The organism is Sinorhizobium saheli (assembly GCF_001651875.1).
In the GTDB taxonomy this organism is placed as follows: Bacteria; Pseudomonadota; Alphaproteobacteria; order Rhizobiales; family Rhizobiaceae; genus Sinorhizobium; species Sinorhizobium saheli.
Window position 1 is genome coordinate 80732 of record NZ_LNQB01000065.1, and the last position, 16645, is coordinate 97376.

Consider the following 16645-nt stretch of genomic DNA (forward strand, 5'->3'; position numbering starts at 1 on the left):
AATGCCGATTTCGGAAACACCGCAGGGGCGCGAGGGTTCCAAGGCATCGATGACTATGTGGAGATCAAATATCTCTGCCTCAGCATCTAAGCTTACGTGAAGCGGGTCCGTCTGACCGGCGTCGTCCGACCGGCCATAGAAACTTTGTGTGCCCCCATCAATGGAGCCGTCGTGTAACTATCCCAATCGCTTCGTTTGATCACTCGGCCCTGTCGGCGGCCGATCATCCGGTCATCGCAAGATGGCCCGAAAGCGACGAGTGGGTGGAAACGCGATGGATCTCGAAACGATCAGAACGCTTATTGAGTTTGTCGGCCGTTCGCGCGTTTCCGAACTGATGGTGAGCGACGACGGTGTCACCATTCGGGTATCGAATGCTTCGTTCGAACGGCACGCATCAAATCCAGTCCCAAAGGCTAGCCGCCCGGAAGCGGCGACCGCTGCTGTCCAGGACGATAGGAGCCAGGCCGCCGACGGCCGCGTTGTGGTGGCGCCGGTGTTTGGCGTGCTGCATCGCTCCCCCAAACCCGGCGCTCGCCCCTTCGTCGAGGTGGGGGATTTCGTAGAGGCAGGTCAAAGCCTCTGCATCGTCGAGGCCATGAAGGTCTTCAACACCGTAACTGCGCACAAGGCGGGGCCGATTACCCGCATCCTCGCGAAGGATGGTGAGGACGTGGAAGCGGGTGAGCCGCTGATGGAGATCGGATGATGTCGCCCGTGCCGTCGGAGAGCGCGCCCCGGTTCGAGAAGGTGTTGATAGCCAACCGTGGCGAGATCGCATTGCGTGTGCAACGGGCAACCCGTGAGATGGGCCTGCGGACCGTCATGATCTGCTCCGAGGCCGACCGGGATGCGCCTTACCGACAGGCGGGCGATGAATTTGTCTGCATCGGGCCGGCATCCCCGCGCCAGAGTTACCTCAACCAGGCCGCGGTCCTGCTTGCCGCGCGGGCGACCGGCGCCGGCGCCATTCACCCGGGCTACGGTTTTCTGTCGGAGAACGCGGCTTTCGCGGAAGCCGTCGAGCGCGCTGGGCTCATCTTCATAGGGCCGCCTGCTTCGGCGATCCGCACGATGGGCGACAAGATCGCCGCCAAACGCGCGATGATCGAGGCGGGCGTTCCCTGCGTGCCCGGGCCCGATGCGGCGCTTCCCGAAGACTTGGCGTCGATCGCGGCCATTGCCGAGGGCATCGGCTATCCGGTGATCATCAAGGCGGCGGGCGGCGGTGGCGGCAGGGGCATGCGCGTCGTGCACGATCCCTCGGCGCTCGGCGATGCGGTGTCGGTCACCCGCGAGGAGGCTCGAAGGGCTTTCGGCAGGCCGGACCTCTACATCGAGAAATTCCTCGCGCATCCCCGCCACATCGAATTTCAGGTGCTTTGCGACGAGCACGACAATGCCGTTTGGCTCGGCCATAGGGACTGCTCGATGCAGCGACGCCACCAGAAAGTGGTCGAGGAGGCGCCGGCGCCCGCCATTCCGGCTGATATCGTCGCCGCGGTGGGGGAACGCTGCGCCAACGCGTGCCGGAAGATCGGCTATCGGGGAGCTGGGACCTTCGAGTTTCTCTATGAGGACGGCGCGTTCTACTTCATCGAAATGAACACGCGCCTTCAGGTCGAGCACCCGGTCACGGAGATGACCTCAGGGATTGATATCGTGCGCGAGCAGCTTCGCGTCGCGCAGGGGCTGCCATTGACGATTTCCCAGGCCGATGTGCGAACTTATGGCCATTCCTTCGAATGCCGGATCAATGCGGAAGATCCATTCACCTTCGCCGCGTCGCCCGGCACGATCACCGCAGCGCAGTTCCCGGGAGGCCCCGGTGTCCGCGTCGATACCCATGTGACGACGGGTTACAGGGTGTCGCCGCACTACGACTCGCTGATCGCCAAGCTAATCGTCCACGCGCCGACGCGAGAAGAGGCCATTCGCCGCATGCGGGTCGCATTGGCGGACACGGCGATCGACGGGATTGCGACCAATCTTCCGCTTCATCGGGAGCTTTTCGCGGAGCCTGCGTTCTGCGCCGGCCAGACGGACATCCATTACCTCGAGACGTGGTTGGGCGAGCGCAAGAAATGATGAAGGGACGTAAGCGAAAGAGCGGATCGCTCACCGCGCAGATGCTGGATCCGGCAACGCTCGAGCAGATTGCGCTCTGGCTCGAAGGGGCCGGGGTCGCTTCGATCGAGATCGAGACGGAAGACGGCCGGCTCGTCCGGATCGTCACCGGTGAGGATGCCGCCTTGCGGGACGCCGGCGTGGATCCGGTCGCGGCGGCTCCGGTGGAGCCTCATAGTGTGAGGCCCGCGAAATCACAGATCGCAGGGCACTTCCTTCCCGTGCATCCGGCACGCGATGCCGCAGAAGCGGCCATAGGCGCCTCCGTCTTTCCAGAGCAGATCGTCGGCTTCGTCGGTATCGGGCCGCTCATCATGCCAATCCGCGCCGAAGAGGCGGGGACGCTCCGCGCCTGCACGGTCGGACCGGGCGACCTCGTCGGATATGGCGACACCGTTTTTCTGATCGAGCCAGCACAATGAGCGTCATGCAAGGCAACGTTCTCTCGACACCGGCAATCGTCGCGACGGCAACCGCCGACGAGCCGAAAATCTCCATGATCGGCACGGGCGCCTATCTCATCGAGGCGCCGGGCGCGTTCGACCTGCCGACACAGCGGCGCATCTGGGCCCTGGCCCATGCGGTCGAGGACTGGCCCGAGGTTCGCGAAGTCGTTCCCGGCGTCACGAACCTCCTCGTGATCCTCAAGCAGACGCCTGAGGAGCCGGAGCAATTGCACCTTCGCCTGGGCCACGAATGGGATTGCGCGCGCAGTATCGACCTGAGCGGAAAGACGGTCGAAATCCCGGTCACCTACGGCGGCGATAATGCAACCGACCTCGCGGCCATTTGCGACTATTCGGGACTGAGCGATCGCGAGGTCGTGCGTCTGCACTGGCAGGGCGACTACACGGTTGTCGCACTCGGCAGCGCGCCCGGCTTCGGATACCTGCACGGGCTCGATCCGCGCATCTATATGCCGCGCAAGACCGTGCCGTCCCTCCGTATGCTCAAGGGCACCGTGACGATCGGCGGCATGCAGACGGGGGTGTCGGTCCTGACGGGACCAAACGGCTGGAATTCGATCGGTTTCGCCGAAATGCAGATGTTCGAGCCTACGAAGACGCCGCCGGCGCTGCTCGCTCCCGGTGATCGGGTCCGCTTCCGTCCCGAGAGGATCGAACTGTGATCGAAGTTCTCCAGACCGGTCCGCTGAACACGGTGCAGGACCTCGGCCGTTTCGGTTTCCGCAACGCAGGCGTGACCTCGAGCGGCGCGATGGACCGGCTCGCCCTGATGGTGGGCAACCTGCTTGTCGGCAACGCCGAAGGGGAGGCCGCTCTCGAAATTCAGACCTTTCCCTTTCGGCTTCGGTTCGAACGAGACATGGCAGTCGCGGTCACCGGCGCGGATTGCGAGGCGCGCCTGGACGGGCGGCGGCTTCCGCCCTGGTGGGCGATGCCGGTTTTGAGCGGGCAGGTACTGGAGCTCGACACGCCCCGCCGTGCCGCCCGCGCCTATCTTTGCCTTGCCGGCGGGATCGAGGTCGAGCCGGTGATGGGATCGCGCAGCACGTCGCTTCGAGGCGGGTTCGGCGGGCTCGAGGGCCGTTTCCTGGCGGCGAACGATCGGTTGCCCGTCGCCGGCGCGGCTGGACCTGCGGTGCCGCAGGGCGGCTTCGGCGTCATGCCGCCGGAAACCGCGCTTGCCGCGCATTTTCCGGCTCCGGAGGATGGCACGCTCCTCGTCCGGGCCGTGCCCGCCGGGGAATACGCTCTCTTCGGTGCCGAGGCCGAGCGCTTCTGGACGCAGACCTGGAAGATCTCCTCCCATAGCGACCGCACCGGCTACCGGCTCTCGGGCGAGCCGATCCGGCTTGCGTCTCCCGTTGAACTGCGCTCGCATGGCGTCGTCCCCGGCGTCGTGCAGATGCCGCCGTCCGGCGAGCCGATCATCCAGATGAGCGATGCCAACACCGCCGGCGGCTATCCCAAGATGGCGGGTGTGATCGACGTCGACCTGTGGCGGCTGGGTCAGGCGCGCATCGGCAGCCGCATCCGGTTTGTCCGATCGAGCATCGCCGAGGCGCGCGAGGCAGAGCGTGCGGTGCGGGCCTATCTCGACGACGTCCGTTGCACGGTGCCCATGCTCGCCCAGGCGCTGGCGGCCATGTCACGCCGATAGTTCGTGCCGGCCGTTGCAAGACAGAGGAGGCAAGGATGAAGATCGATCTCAATTCGGACATGGGGGAGGGCTTCGGACCCTATCGGCTCTGCGACGACGCGGCGCTCATGGAAGTGGTGTCGTCGGCGAACATCGCCTGCGGCTTTCACGCCGGCGATCCGGACACTATGGCGCGGATGGTGAGGCTCGCAAAGGCCCGCGGCGTCGGCGTCGGAGCTCATCCGGGCTTCCCCGACCGTCTCGGCTTCGGGCGCCGGGAAATGCCTGTGGAGGCGGATGAGCTGCGCCAGCAGGTCCTTTACCAGCTGGGGGCGTTGACCGCGATCGCGAGGGCGGAAGGCGTCCCGGTCGCCCATATCGGCTTTCACGCCGCGATGGGCAGCATGATCAACCGCGACCCCGCGCTCGCCGACATGACCATGCAGGCGATCAGATCGGTGGACCCGGAGCTCATCGTTTTCGCGATGCCCGATACGGAAATAGAACGGGCCGCCATCCGTGCCGGCCTGAAAAGTCTCACGCTCTTCCTCGCCGACCGGGCCTATGATGCAAGCGGTCAGCTTGTTTCGCGCAAATTGCCGAACGCGGTCCTCAAGGACGAGGCGGCGGTGCGTGCCCGGGTTCGGCAATTCCTCGAAAGCGGGACGGTGACGACGATCGACAACCAGGTGATTGCGGTTCGCGCCCGTTCGATCCTCGTCCACAGCGACACACCCGGTTCGCTCGAACTTGCCCGCATCGTCCGCAGCGAGATCGAGGCGACGGGGGCAACGATCGCGCCCGCCCGCGAAGTCCTCGCCGCAAATCCGCACGCCGGCGTTCGGCGTGAGGACATCCGTTAGCGTCAACGAAAGTGAAAGACGAGAAATCCCATGCCGACCCTCGCCGACCGTCTCAAGAATGTTTCCGTATCCGCGTCTGCCGCGATGACGCAACGTGCCCGTGACCTCGCGTCGCGGGACATCGATGTCGTTTCCCTCTCCTCCGGGGAGCCGGATTTCCCGACGCCGCCGCATGCAATCGAAGCTGGCCATGCCGCGGCGCTCGCGGGAGACACCAAATATCCGCCGCTCGACGGCACGCCCGCGCTCAAGGCGGCCATCGCGCGCAAATTCAAGCGGGACAACAATCTCGATTACGAGCCCGGCCAGATCCTCGTCTCCGGCGGCGGCAAGCAGGTGATCTTCAATGCGGTGCTTGCAACTTGCAATCCGGGAGACGAGGTCGTCATCCCGTCCCCGGCATGGATCAGCTACGCCGACATCGTTCGCTTCGCCGGCGGAGTGCCGGTTCCGGTAGCCTGCAGCCAGGAAAACGGCTTCAAGCTCAGTGCGGGAGATCTGGCGGCGGCGATCACCCCGCGGACGAAATGGCTGTTCCTCAATTTCCCCAACAATCCGACCGGTGCTGCCTGCTCGCGCAGGGAGATGGCGGCGATCGCCGAGGTCATGCTGCGCCATCCCGATGTCTGGATCATGACCGACGACATGTACGAGCATCTCGTCTATGACGACTTCGAGTTCTGCACGATCGCCGAGGTGGAGCCGCGGCTCTACGACCGCGTCCTGACCGTCAACGGCGCCTCCAAGGCCTATGCGATGACCGGCTGGCGACTGGGCTTCTGCGGCGGGCCGAAGAACCTCATCGCCGCCATCAGCAATGTTAACGGCCAGAACAGCGGCGGCACCTCGACGATCACCCAGGCGGCGGCGGTGGCGGTGCTCGACGGGCCGCAGGACCTCTTGAAGGAGCGCGCCGCGATCTATCGCAGGCGGCGCGACTTCGTGCTCGACAGGCTCGCCGGCATAGACGGCCTGACCTGCCACAGGCCGGAAGGCGCCTTCTATTTGTTTCCGGGCATTGCGGGTCTGATCGGCAAGGTGAGCAAGTCGGGGCGCCGGATCGAAACGGACACGGACTTCGTCATGGCATTGCTCGACGAGCAGCACGTGGCGACCGTGCAGGGCGCGGCTTACGGCATGAGCCCGTTCTTCCGCATCTCCTACGCCACCAGCATGGAGAAGCTCGCAGACGGCTGCGACCGGATCGCTGAGTTCTGCAGCGATTTGAAGTAGGCGCAAGTCAGATCACGGGTCGAAACGACCGGCGAGCGGGATGCGCGCGGAAACGCACAGATTTATCCCGCTCGAGGCGATCGCCGCGCTCTGTTCAGGGACCAGGGCTCAGGCGCCGCGCCATCACGAGTAAGGCGAAATGCACGGCTGCCGCGGACCGACATAGGGCTGGAACGTATTGTCGTAAGCCCTGTAGGACCTGTATCGCGCGTAGCACCAGCGCGCATGCGCATTACCGCCATAATAGGTTTGGCGATAATAGCGTGGCGCGTAGTAGCGGGGCGCATAGTAGCGCGGGCGGTAATAGGTCGGGCCGTAGTAGGCCTGGCCGTAATAGCCGCCACCATAGTAGCCCGGGCCGTAATACCTCGGTTGCGCCAGCAGCCCGCCGATGATCGCGCCAGTGGCGAACCCGCCGAGCGCCCAGGCCAAATCGTCGCCACCGTTGTGGTGATGCCGGCGGTATCCGCCGCGATAGCCGCCATAGTGGCGCCTGTACTGAACCGGTTGCACCTGCGCTGCCTCGACCTTCGGCACGGCAAATATCGGAAACGCCATGGCCGGCGAAACGCTGGTTAGCGCCGTCGCCAGCGAGAGGGCAACCATTGCTAGCCTCTTCATTGGCTTCACCTTTCCCTCTGACCGTTGCGCGACGAATATAGCGCGGAAATGGCCGGTTAGCACCTTAATTTCCAAGCGGATGCGAGCGGTGGCGCGAACGCATGTCAGTGCATCCCGCTCCAGGAAAGCCCGCCGTGCAGATTGGCCGAGCGCAAGCGACGCGCTGCTCGCAACCCTGCCGATCAGGCTCGGCTTTCTCTCCCGAAACGACAGCGGTGCCGCATCCCCCGCTTTACTGCTTCAGCCGCTCGGTCAGTTCGCGCAGCAGCGTCTGCACGGCTATGGCGGGCTCCGACAGCGGAGCGTATTCGGACACGCAGAGCGAGAGCGTTTCCTCGATCTTCGGAGAGATGCTCCGGCAAATTGTGGGACCTGCCCCTTCCGAAACGATGCGGTCTGCCACGGCCTTCGGCATGATCGTTGCTCCGAGACCGCTGCTGACGGCGCGCGTCAATGTCCGGATAACCTCGACTTCCCCGATCACGGTCAAATTCGCCCGGCTCCTCGCGAAGACGGATTCGACCGCGCGCCGCACGAAATTATAGGCGGGCGGCATCAGGAAGGGCAGCGGCTCCAGCGTCGATACCGGGACCGGTGCATCGCCCGGCTCGATGCCGAATTTCTCATGCGCGACGAGGTAGAAATCCTCCCTGAGAAGGGTTTCGAAGCGCAGCCCCTTCATCGGACCTGCACCGTGTATGAGCGCGATTTCCAGCCGATTGTTCATCAGCATCTGGCTATAGGTCTGCCCTACGCTCTCGGTGAGGTGTAGCACGATGCCGGGGTGCCGCCGCCTTGTTTCCGCAAGCAGTTCGAACGACAGGGTTGCCGCGCTGCTGAATGGCGTCAGCCCGACGGAAACGCGGCCGGCAAGGTGTTTCCCCGCGGCGGCGACGTCGGCACGCGCCTGATCCATCTGTCGCAGGATGATCTGGGCGTGGCGATAGACCTCCGCGCCCGCGTCGGTCATGACGACGCCCTGCTGGCTTCTTGTGAGCAGCTTCGTCCCGAAGTGCTCCTCGAGCGCGGCAAGCTGCTGGCTGAGCGCAGGCTGGGCGATGTGGAGGATATCCGCGGCTCTCGTGATGCTGCCCGTATCGACAATCACGACGAACGATTTGAAACGCCTGGTATCCATCGATGAATTCGCGCCCGCTGTTGCTGCATCCGATCCGAATAGTACAGCCTGGCTGTTAGCTTGTAACGCCTTCTTTCCCAAGCCAAACTTGGGCGATATACGGGAGGCCGGGGCCGCGGGGGGCAGGCGCGCCGAGCGGCGGCCATACATGTTAGTCGCGCGATATCAAGCGGTTAGATGGTGATCGGCGCCTTCATAAGCTAGGCTTATCCCTCCAAAGATAATCGGAATTATCGCGCGCTCGACAGGTCCGCTAAAGTTCTTGAAACAAAGGGGATCGCTCATGCCGTTTTCGGACTACAGAACCGCCCTTGTCACCGGCGCCTCCTCCGGGATCGGAGCGGCAATCGTCGAGCGCATTTGCGCCGAAGGGCTTGAAGTGCACGCGATCGCGCGCAGTGCCGAGCCGCTGCGCAAGCTCGCGGAGCGCACCGGCTGCGTGGCACACGCGATCGATGTCACCGACCGCGCAGCCCTCGCGGAGCTCACGAGCAGCGTCGAGTTCGATATCCTCGTCAACAATGCCGGCGTCGACCGCCCCAAGAAATTCCTGGAAGCGGAGGAGGGCGACATCGATCTCCTCATCGATGTCAATCTTCGCGCGGTTCTTCACCTTTGCCGCATGGTCGTCCCCGGAATGGTTGCGCGCGATCGCGGCCATGTCGTCAACATCTCTTCCATCGCGGGTGCCTATAATTTCGGTGGAAATTCCACCTATCACGCGACCAAGGCGGGCGTTCGCATGCTGTCGAACCAGCTGCGCATCGACGCCTTCGGCAAGCGCGTGCGCGTCACGGAAATCTGCCCGGGGCGGGTGGCGACCGACATCTTCGCGCATGTTCATGGTGACAGCCCGGAAATCCGCGAACGCTTCATCGACGGCTACGAACTGCCGGAAGCCAGGGACATCGCCGATGCCATCGCCTTTGCGATCGCCGCCCCCGTTGCCGTCAACATAGGACACATGGAGATTACGCCGACGCTGCAGGTCATGGGTGGCCTGCAGACGGCAAAGCCTCAGTCTCCAAGGAACGAGGGGTAAGCCGTGACGAGCTTCGACCTCTCTGAGATCCTGGGTAATCCGGAATACGTGTCGATGCTCGTCCTCGGCATCGAGATGACGTTCATCGTGGCGATCGGTTCCTGGCTTCTCGCAATGACGCTGGCATTGCTTCTGCTCGGCCTGCGCTACGCACCCGGCCCGGCCGGCAATGCCTTCGTAACGGCCTACGTTTCCTATCACCGCAACGTCCCGACCCTGGTGCAGCTCATGCTGTGGTACTTCGGCATCTTCACGCTGATGCCGGAGGGGCTCACGTTCTGGTTGAACGACCATAATGCCGAGGCCACTTTCGCGGTGATCGGACTGGGGCTCTGCCAGGCGGCCTATTTCAGCGAGGACCTGCGCTCCGGCATGCGGGCGGTGAGCCCCGGCCAGATGGAGGCAGCCCGCGCGCTCGGCCACGGATATGTCTCGGCGATGCGCTACGTCATGCTGCCGCAAGGGGTGAGGAACGCGCTGCCCGCGCTCATCAATCACAGCGTCTCCCTGTTCAAGAACAGCAGCCTCGCGGTCGCGATCGGCGTCGCCGAACTCACCTATGCGGTGAAGGAGATCGAAAACCTGAGCTTCCGCACGTTCGAGAGCTATCTGCTGGTCACCGTGCTCTACCTCGTCTTCTCGCTGATGATCATGGCGGGTGGCGCCTACATCGCCCGGAAGGCGGACCCGATGAGGAGCGGGCGGGCATGATCAGCGATATCGTTGCCATCATCCGCGATTACTGGCTGCTGCTGCTCATCGGGCAGTATCCGAACGGTCCGCTCGGGGGACTTGCGGCGACGCTGATGCTCTCGGTCCTGGCGATCGCCTTTGCCTTTCCGGTGAGCATTGCGCTCGCGCTTGCCCGGCTTTCGAAGTCGCCGTTCCTGAACTGGCCGGTGACCGCGCTCGTCTACTTCACGCGCGGCGTGCCGCTGCTGATGTTGATCCTGTGGGGATATTTCCTCGTGCCGCTCGTCACAGGAGCCAATGTCCCGGCCTTCCTCACGATGCTGGTAACGCTCGTCGTCTACCAGGGTGCGTTCCTGAGCGAGGTGGTGCGCGGCGGGATCGTCGCACTCGGACACGGCCAGATGGAGGCAGCCCGGGCGCTCGGCCACAGCTATCTCGGCGCGATGCGCTACGTCATCCTGCCGCAGGCACTCTACAATGTGATTCCGAGCATCATTTCGGTCTTCGTCGCGACGATCAAGGACACGACCCTCGGCTACGTGATCAACGTGCCCGACCTGACCTTCGCCGCCAGCCAGATCAACAACCAGCTGCTCACCCAGCCGTTCCAGGTCTTCTTCATCCTCGCGGCCGTCTACTACGTGATCTGCTGGTCGTTGAGCCGGGTGGCCGTGCTCACGGAGCGCCGGATCACCCGCAGGCGGGCCGGCACCGCGCCGCAGCCAACCGCGAAATCCCTCAAACTCGCAGCTCTCACGGATCAGCCATCATGAACACGACCGTGCCCTCGAACAATTCGCCCATGATTCAGCTGAAAGGCGTCCGCAAGAGCTACGGCCTCTATGAGGTGCTCAAGGGGATCGATGCCGAAGTGGCTCGCGGCGAGGTCGTGGTGATCTGCGGCCCGTCCGGCTCGGGCAAGTCGACATTGATCCGGACCGTCAACCGGCTGGAGGAAATCGGGAGCGGCTCGATCGTCTGCGACGGCAACAACATCCATCAGCCGATGCCTGCCAGGGAACTCAACCTGTTGCGCAGCCGCATCGGCTTCGTCTTCCAGAGCTTCAACCTGTTTCCTCACCTGTCGGCCATCGACAACATCGCGATATCGCCGATCCGGGTGAAGGGCGTCCCGCGCGAGGCGGCCTACGCCAAGGCCACGCAGCTCCTGGAACGCGTGGGCCTCGCCGACAAGGCCCATGCCTATCCCGGTCAACTGTCGGGCGGCCAGCAGCAGCGAGTCGCCATAGCACGGGCGCTGGCGATGGAACCCCCGGTGATGCTCTTCGACGAGCCGACGAGCGCACTCGACCCGGAAATGGTCGGCGAGGTTCTCGCCGTTATGAAAGGGCTCGCGGCCGACGGCATGACGATGATGTGCGTCACGCACGAGATGGGCTTTGCCCGTGATGTCGCGGATCGCGTCTGGTTCATCGACCAGGGGCAGATCATCGAGTCCGCCCCGCCCGACGAATTCTTCTCTCGCCCCCAAACGACGCGAGCGCAGCGCTTCCTGAGCGATCTGCGGCACTAACCAAAACCAAACTCCAGAGGAGAACACGCAATGAAAGTGAAATCATGGACCCTGGGCGTCGCGCTCGTGGTGACCGCGGTTGCCGGTCCGGCAAAGGCGGACAAGCTTGCCGATATCATTTCGGCCAAGGTGATCCGCTGCGGAACCTTTGCCGACGTGCCGCCCTTCGCGGCCCCCGATCCGAAAACGCGCGAGATGGCGGGTTTCGACGTCGATCTCTGCAACGCGATCGCCCGCGAGCTCGGCGTCAAGGCCGAGATCAAGCCGTTGTCGGTCGAGGCGCGCGTTCCCGAGGTGAAGCTTGGGCACGTCGACATCGCGGTGGCCAACCTTGCCTATACGCTGAGCCGCGCCGAACAGATCGAGTTCAGCCATCCCTATTATCTCGCCAAGGAAATGCTGATCGTGAAGGCCGATGACCCCGGCCAGAAGAAGGCCGATTTCGCCGGTGTCCGGCTTGCCTCGACGAAGGGCTCGACCTCGGAGCTCGCCATCCGCAAGAACGAATCGAAGCCGCTGACGTTCCAGGATACGGGTTCCGCCTATCTCGCCGTTCAGCAGGGCAAGGCCCGTGGGCTCGTCGCCAATACGATGACGACGACCAAGATCGTTCACGAGTCGAAGACCAAGGGTGCCGAGATGCGCATGATCGAAGAGCCCATGCTCTACCAGCCGATCGGCATCGGCATGAAGAAGGACGAGCCGGCATTGACGGCGAAGATCAACGAAATCCTGGTCGCGCTCGACACGTCCGGCGAGATCAACAAGATCTGGGACAAATGGCTCGGACCGAACACCGAGTACAACATGACCCGCACGGACAAGGTCGTTCCGATCACCGAGCTGAAGTTCGAGCCGATTCCGTAGTCACCGAACGGCGATGAAACATCGCTTTCCCAGGATGCGGCCCGGCCCCGGGTCGCATTCGAGCAGCCGTGCGCCCGGACGCGGGAGCTGCACGCCAGGATCAACACAATTCCGGCAGCCGTCCACGGCCCAGGAGACGTCAAATGATCAAGCTCAAACAACGGTTTGAACGCCCGAGCAAGGACGAGATCGAGGCCATCGCCCGGTTCTCGCCGGCGACCCTCCACGAGGCACAGGGCCGCAGAGGCGCGCTGTCTTCGCGGTTGAAGCCGATCGACTACCGCATGAAACTCTGCGGCCCGGCCTTCACGGTCAAATGCGCGCCCCGCGACAACATCATGCTGCAGGTCGCGATCAACTACGCTGAGCCCGGCGACATCATCGTCGTTTCCGCCGGCGAGTACGAGGAGGCCGGGTCCTTCGGCGACGTCCTCGCCAATGCCTGTCTCGCGAAGGGCATCGGCGGTCTCGTCACCGATACCGGCGTCAGGGACACCTTGCAGTTGCGCGAACTCGGCTTCCCCGTCTTCTCCTTGAGCGTCTGCATCAAGGGCACGGTCAAGGAGACGCTCGGCGCCACCAACGCGCCGATACTCATCGGCGACGAGATCGTGCATCCCGGCGATATCATCGTCGGCGACGCGGACGGCTTGGTCGTCGTGCGGCGGACCGAGGCACGCGACGTGGCGAAGCTGGCGCAGGCGAGGGAGGACGCCGAGGCCGAATACATCGCCGCCTACAAGGCGGGCAAATCGGTCGTCGAGGTCAGCAAGCTGGAAGCCGTGCTGAAGGCAAAGGGCCTCGTCGTCGAGGATTGACGTGCGGTCCGGCCGCGAAGACGGGCAGGCACCTTTGTCAGGGGTGCTGCACGCCCCGACGATTGAGCGAGATCGTGTAGATGCTCGTTGTCGCGGTGATGAAGAGCTGATGCTTTGCCCGTCCTCCGAAGCAGAGATTGGAGACAAGTTCGGGGACGAGGATCTTGCCCATCAGGTGACCATCGGGGGCGATGCAATGGACGCCGTCGGCCGCCGAGGACCATAGGTTCCCGTCGCTGTCGATGCGAAAGCCGTCGGCGCAGCCAGGATTGATGGCGTGGAAGACCTCTCCGTCCGACAACCGGCCGTTCGACCCGACGTCGAAGACGCGGATATGCTGCGGGTCAGAGTGGAACATCCGCCCGGTATCGGCCACATAAAGCCGCTTCTCGTCAGGGCTGAAGGCCAGTCCGTTCGGGCAGTGCATATCGGTCACGACCGCCTCGATGCGGCCTGCGGGGTCGACGCGATAGACGCAGCAAGGCAGTTCCTGCTCCGAGCGATAACCCTCGTAGTCGGTCATGATCCCATAGTGCGGATCGGAGAACCAGATCGAGCCATCGGAACTGACGACCACGTCGTTGGGCGAGTTCAACCGCTTGCCCCGGAAGCTGTCGGCAATGACGGTGATCGACCCGTCGAACTCCGTCCGGGTGACCCGCCTCGTGCCATGTTCACAGGTCACTAGTCTCCCCTGTCGATCCCGTGTGTTACCATTGGCAAAGTTCGACGGCTCTCTGAAGACCGAGACCCCGGCACCCGGAGTCCACCGGTGGATGCGATTGTTGGGAATGTCTGAAAACAGAAGGCATCCAGCGTCACCGAACCAGACCGGGCCCTCCACCCAATCGAAGCCCGTCGCGATCTGCTTCACCGGCGCGTTGCCGAGAACAAAGGTGCCAAATTCAGGATCGATGACTTCAAAGAACGACATTGCTTTCCCCTTGCATTAGAAGATGTTATCGATACCACACCGAATTCCTTGAGACGAGAGCGAATTACGATGGTTGCCACCGAGAGCACGCAAGTCCTGACCGATGACGCGGTGTTGAAAATGCTGTCGGCGGCCCGGGACCGGGCGCAACAATTGCACCAGCCGCAATGCATTGTCATCGTCGATGCCAGCGGTGTCACGCTTGCCCAGTTGCGCATGCGTGGTGCGCGATTCTTGTCGCTTGCCAGCGCCGAAGCGAAGGCGCGGACCGCAGCCTCGATCGGCGCCGAAACCAAAACGATTCCCGAAGAGGTACGGCTTCTCATCGCCGCAGCGACAGGGGGGGCCGTGACCGGCCTTGCCGGCGGACTCCCGATCAGGATCGCCGGCGTGCTCGTCGGCGGCATAGGCGTTGGTTCCGGCACCGGCGAACAGGATGTCACGGTCGCCCGGGCCGCACTGAGTGCGATTGGCGCCGACATGGCCTGACAAGATCGCGGGAGAGCATTTTGCAGTCAGGTGGAATCACCTGACGTCGCACGCATGTGAGTGCATCCGCTCTAACGCTCAACAACAGCGGCGGCGCGGACCTTGGCCGCGCCGCCTGTTCTTTATGGCTGCAAGGCCATTGCCGACGATCAGGAAAAGGCGATCTGCGCCTTCATCGCCTGGCTGCGGTCGCTTGCCAGTTCGAAGGCGGTGACCGCTTCGGCGAGCGGCAACGTGTGGGTGATTAGCGGCTTGACGTCGATCAGCCCCTTCTGCATCAGCCCGACGCCGGTGGCGAATTCCTCGTGGAAGCGGAAGGAGCCGCGCAGTTCGAGTTCCTTGGCGGTGATCGCCATCATCGGCAGGCTCATGTCGCCGCCGAGCCCAAGCTGGATGATGATGCCGCGCGGGCGCAGCGCGGCGATGCCGGCGGCAAGAGCAGGGGCTGCGCCCGAGCACTCGTAGAGAACGTCGAAGCTGCCCTTGTCGGCGCCAAAGGGGGCGAGCGCATCCGGTTCGCTCTTCGTGTTGATGACCCGATCGGCGCCGGCTTTTTTGGCGAGTGCCAGGGTGAAATCGGAAAGATCGACCGCAACGATCTCGGCCGCGCCGGCGCGGCGCGCCGCGAGAATCGAAAGGACCCCGATCGGCCCGCAGCCGGTGACGAGAACCCGCTTGCCGAGCATATCACCCGCCCGGCGGGTCGCATGCAGCGTCACCGCCAGCGGTTCGCCGAGCGCCGCCTCGCCGGGCGCGAGGCCATCGGCCGGCACGCATTGGATGGCATCGGCGACAAGCACCTCGCGGAAGGCGCCTTGGATATGCGGAAAAGGCATGGCGCTGCCGTAGAAGCGCATGTTGAGGCACTGGTTGTGCAGCCCTTCCTGGCAATAGCGGCAGGTCCGGCAGGGGCGGGACGGTGAAACCGCAACGAGCTGGCCTATCTTCAGCCCCTCGACACCCGATCCCAGCGCTTCCACGTAGGCCGAGACCTCGTGGCCGAGGATCATCGGCTCGCGCAGCCGCACCGTGCCGAAGCCGCCGTGATTGTAGTAATGCAGGTCGCTGCCGCAGACGCCGCCGACGGCGAGGCGCAGGCGAACTCCGCCTGGGCCCGGTTCCTCGACCGCCCGCTCCTCGATGCGCAGATCCTTTGCGCCGTGAACGACAATGGCTTTCATCGGGGCCTCCTTACAAAACAGGCGTCAGCAGCGGCTTGCCGGCAAAATGCGCGGCGAGATTGTCGCGCACCAACTGGCCCATGGCCTTGCGCGTCTCGATCGTGCCCGAGGCATGGTGCGGCTGGAGCAGCACGTTGTCGAGCGCCAGGAAGCGCGGGTTGAGGGCCGGCTCGCCCTCGAAGACGTCGAGCGCCGCGGAGCCGAGCGTCCTGTTTTCCAGCGCCTCGAGCAGCGCCTCCTCGTCGATGTTGGAGGCGCGGGAAATGTTGACCAGCATGCCTTCCGGCCCGAGTGCCGCGATCACTTCGCGGCCGACGATATGGCGCGTCGCGGCGGAAGCCGCGAGCGTGACGAACAGGAAGTCCGACCGTTCGGCAAGCGCCACCGGATCGGCGACGAATTCCCATTCGGATGCATAGGGCTTCGCCTCGACGTCGGAATAGGCGATGTCCATGTCGAAGCCGTTGAGGCGCTTGGCGACCTCGTAGCCGATACGGCCGAGGCCGAGCACGCCGGCACGCCGGCCCCAGACGCGGCGCTTCAGCGGATAGAGGCCTCGTGTCGCCCAACTGCCGTCCTTCACCCAGCTTTCCGCGCCGATCATGCCGCGCGACAGGCAGAGCATCATCGCCACGCCGAGATCGGCGACGTCGTTGGTCAGAACGTCCGGCGTGTTGGTGACGCGCACGCCGCGTTCACGGCAGGCGGCAAGATCGACCGCGTCGAAGCCGACGCCATAGACGGAGATGACTTCGAGCCCCGGGCACGCCTCGATCATCGCGCGGGTTGCGCCGAGTTCGCCGCGCGTGGCGATCCCTCTGACGCTTGGCCCGACCTCGGCGAGGAACCCCGCCTTGTCGGCGGCATCGAAGTAGCGGTGCACCGTAAAGGCTTCGTTCAACGGCACCTCGTCCCACTCCGGATAGGGCCCGACCTGGAGAATATGCGGCTTGGTCAATTCAGAAACTCCGTCCCTTGACATTGAATGTTATCGATAACATA

19 protein-coding genes are annotated in these 16645 nt (G+C 64.0%); 14 read left to right on the forward strand and 5 right to left on the reverse strand.

The genetic code is table 11. The annotated features are described in order from the left end of the window. Positions 1–274 precede the first annotated feature (274 nt). Genes ATB98_RS08140 through ATB98_RS08170 form a run of 7 tightly spaced genes read left to right on the forward strand, consistent with a single transcriptional unit; the run spans position 275 to position 6326 of the window. A complete protein-coding gene (locus tag ATB98_RS08140; RefSeq protein ID WP_066871714.1) occupies positions 275–709 on the forward strand; it encodes an acetyl-CoA carboxylase biotin carboxyl carrier protein in 435 nt (144 codons plus the stop codon). Continuing rightward, a complete protein-coding gene (gene accC / locus ATB98_RS08145; protein ID WP_066871717.1) occupies positions 709–2088 on the forward strand; it encodes an acetyl-CoA carboxylase biotin carboxylase subunit in 1380 nt (459 codons plus the stop codon). Before ATB98_RS08140 ends, accC begins: the two co-directional genes overlap by 1 nt. Further along, complete coding sequence (locus tag ATB98_RS08150) at positions 2085–2549, forward strand: hypothetical protein (protein ID WP_066871720.1); 465 nt, start codon at positions 2085–2087, stop codon at positions 2547–2549. Before accC ends, ATB98_RS08150 begins: the two co-directional genes overlap by 4 nt. A 5-nt stretch (positions 2550–2554) precedes the next feature. Next, a complete protein-coding gene (gene pxpB / locus ATB98_RS08155; protein ID WP_234781891.1) occupies positions 2555–3256 on the forward strand; it encodes a 5-oxoprolinase subunit PxpB in 702 nt (233 codons plus the stop codon). Further along, positions 3253–4251, forward strand: a complete 999-nt coding sequence (locus tag ATB98_RS08160) for a 5-oxoprolinase subunit C family protein (RefSeq protein WP_066871725.1) — start codon at positions 3253–3255, stop codon at positions 4249–4251. Before pxpB ends, ATB98_RS08160 begins: the two co-directional genes overlap by 4 nt. Before the next feature lie 35 nt (positions 4252–4286). Then, positions 4287–5093: a 5-oxoprolinase subunit PxpA gene (locus ATB98_RS08165; RefSeq protein ID WP_066871727.1), complete on the forward strand. Its 807-nt coding sequence runs from the start codon at positions 4287–4289 to the stop codon at positions 5091–5093. Between the two features lie 30 nt (positions 5094–5123). Next, positions 5124–6326, forward strand: a complete 1203-nt coding sequence (locus ATB98_RS08170; RefSeq protein WP_066871730.1) for a pyridoxal phosphate-dependent aminotransferase — start codon at positions 5124–5126, stop codon at positions 6324–6326. Positions 6327–6449: 123 nt separating this feature from the next. On the opposite strand, the gene ATB98_RS08175 is transcribed toward ATB98_RS08170, so the two are convergent. Then, positions 6450–6947 carry a BA14K family protein gene (locus ATB98_RS08175; RefSeq protein ID WP_066871733.1) on the reverse strand — a complete coding sequence of 166 codons (498 nt, stop codon included), beginning with the start codon at positions 6945–6947 and terminating at the stop codon, positions 6450–6452. Positions 6948–7179: 232 nt separating this feature from the next. Further along, on the reverse strand, positions 7180–8085 hold the full coding sequence (locus ATB98_RS08180; RefSeq protein WP_066871736.1) for a LysR substrate-binding domain-containing protein: 906 nt from the start codon (positions 8083–8085) through the stop codon (positions 7180–7182). Between the two features lie 283 nt (positions 8086–8368). Between ATB98_RS08180 and ATB98_RS08185 the strand changes: the two genes are divergently transcribed. From ATB98_RS08185 to ATB98_RS08210, 6 genes are all read left to right on the forward strand, one after another. Next, positions 8369–9127, forward strand: a complete 759-nt coding sequence (locus tag ATB98_RS08185; RefSeq protein WP_066871738.1) for an SDR family oxidoreductase — start codon at positions 8369–8371, stop codon at positions 9125–9127. 3 nt (positions 9128–9130) lie between these two features. Beyond that, positions 9131–9838, forward strand: coding sequence for an amino acid ABC transporter permease (locus tag ATB98_RS08190; RefSeq protein WP_066871741.1), 708 nt, complete (start codon positions 9131–9133; stop codon positions 9836–9838). Continuing rightward, positions 9835–10593, forward strand: coding sequence for an amino acid ABC transporter permease (locus tag ATB98_RS08195; RefSeq protein ID WP_066871745.1), 759 nt, complete (start codon positions 9835–9837; stop codon positions 10591–10593). Before ATB98_RS08190 ends, ATB98_RS08195 begins: the two co-directional genes overlap by 4 nt. After that, on the forward strand, positions 10590–11354 hold the full coding sequence (locus ATB98_RS08200; RefSeq protein WP_066871748.1) for an amino acid ABC transporter ATP-binding protein: 765 nt from the start codon (positions 10590–10592) through the stop codon (positions 11352–11354). The genes ATB98_RS08195 and ATB98_RS08200 overlap by 4 nt, the downstream gene beginning before the upstream one ends. Positions 11355–11384: 30 nt before the next feature. Continuing rightward, a complete protein-coding gene (locus ATB98_RS08205; RefSeq protein ID WP_066871750.1) occupies positions 11385–12221 on the forward strand; it encodes an ABC transporter substrate-binding protein in 837 nt (278 codons plus the stop codon). Between the two features lie 143 nt (positions 12222–12364). After that, entirely contained in the window at positions 12365–13039 is a 675-nt protein-coding gene (locus tag ATB98_RS08210) for a 4-carboxy-4-hydroxy-2-oxoadipate aldolase/oxaloacetate decarboxylase (protein ID WP_066871753.1), read from the forward strand. Positions 13040–13076: 37 nt separating this feature from the next. On the opposite strand, the gene ATB98_RS08215 is transcribed toward ATB98_RS08210, so the two are convergent. After that, entirely contained in the window at positions 13077–13973 is an 897-nt protein-coding gene (locus ATB98_RS08215) for an SMP-30/gluconolactonase/LRE family protein (protein ID WP_066871756.1), read from the reverse strand. Positions 13974–14042: 69 nt separating this feature from the next. Here ATB98_RS08215 and ATB98_RS08220 point away from each other — a divergent pair, with 69 nt between their 5' ends. After that, positions 14043–14462, forward strand: coding sequence for a GlcG/HbpS family heme-binding protein (locus ATB98_RS08220; RefSeq protein ID WP_066871759.1), 420 nt, complete (start codon positions 14043–14045; stop codon positions 14460–14462). A 149-nt stretch (positions 14463–14611) separates the two neighbouring features. Here the strand turns inward: ATB98_RS08220 and ATB98_RS08225 are convergent, their stop codons facing one another. Together ATB98_RS08225 and ATB98_RS08230 are read right to left on the reverse strand one after the other, a co-directional pair. Beyond that, positions 14612–15643, reverse strand: coding sequence for an L-idonate 5-dehydrogenase (locus ATB98_RS08225; protein ID WP_066871762.1), 1032 nt, complete (start codon positions 15641–15643; stop codon positions 14612–14614). A 10-nt stretch (positions 15644–15653) separates the two neighbouring features. Continuing rightward, positions 15654–16601 carry a 2-hydroxyacid dehydrogenase gene (locus ATB98_RS08230; protein ID WP_066871765.1) on the reverse strand — a complete coding sequence of 316 codons (948 nt, stop codon included), beginning with the start codon at positions 16599–16601 and terminating at the stop codon, positions 15654–15656. Positions 16602–16645 lie beyond the last annotated feature (44 nt).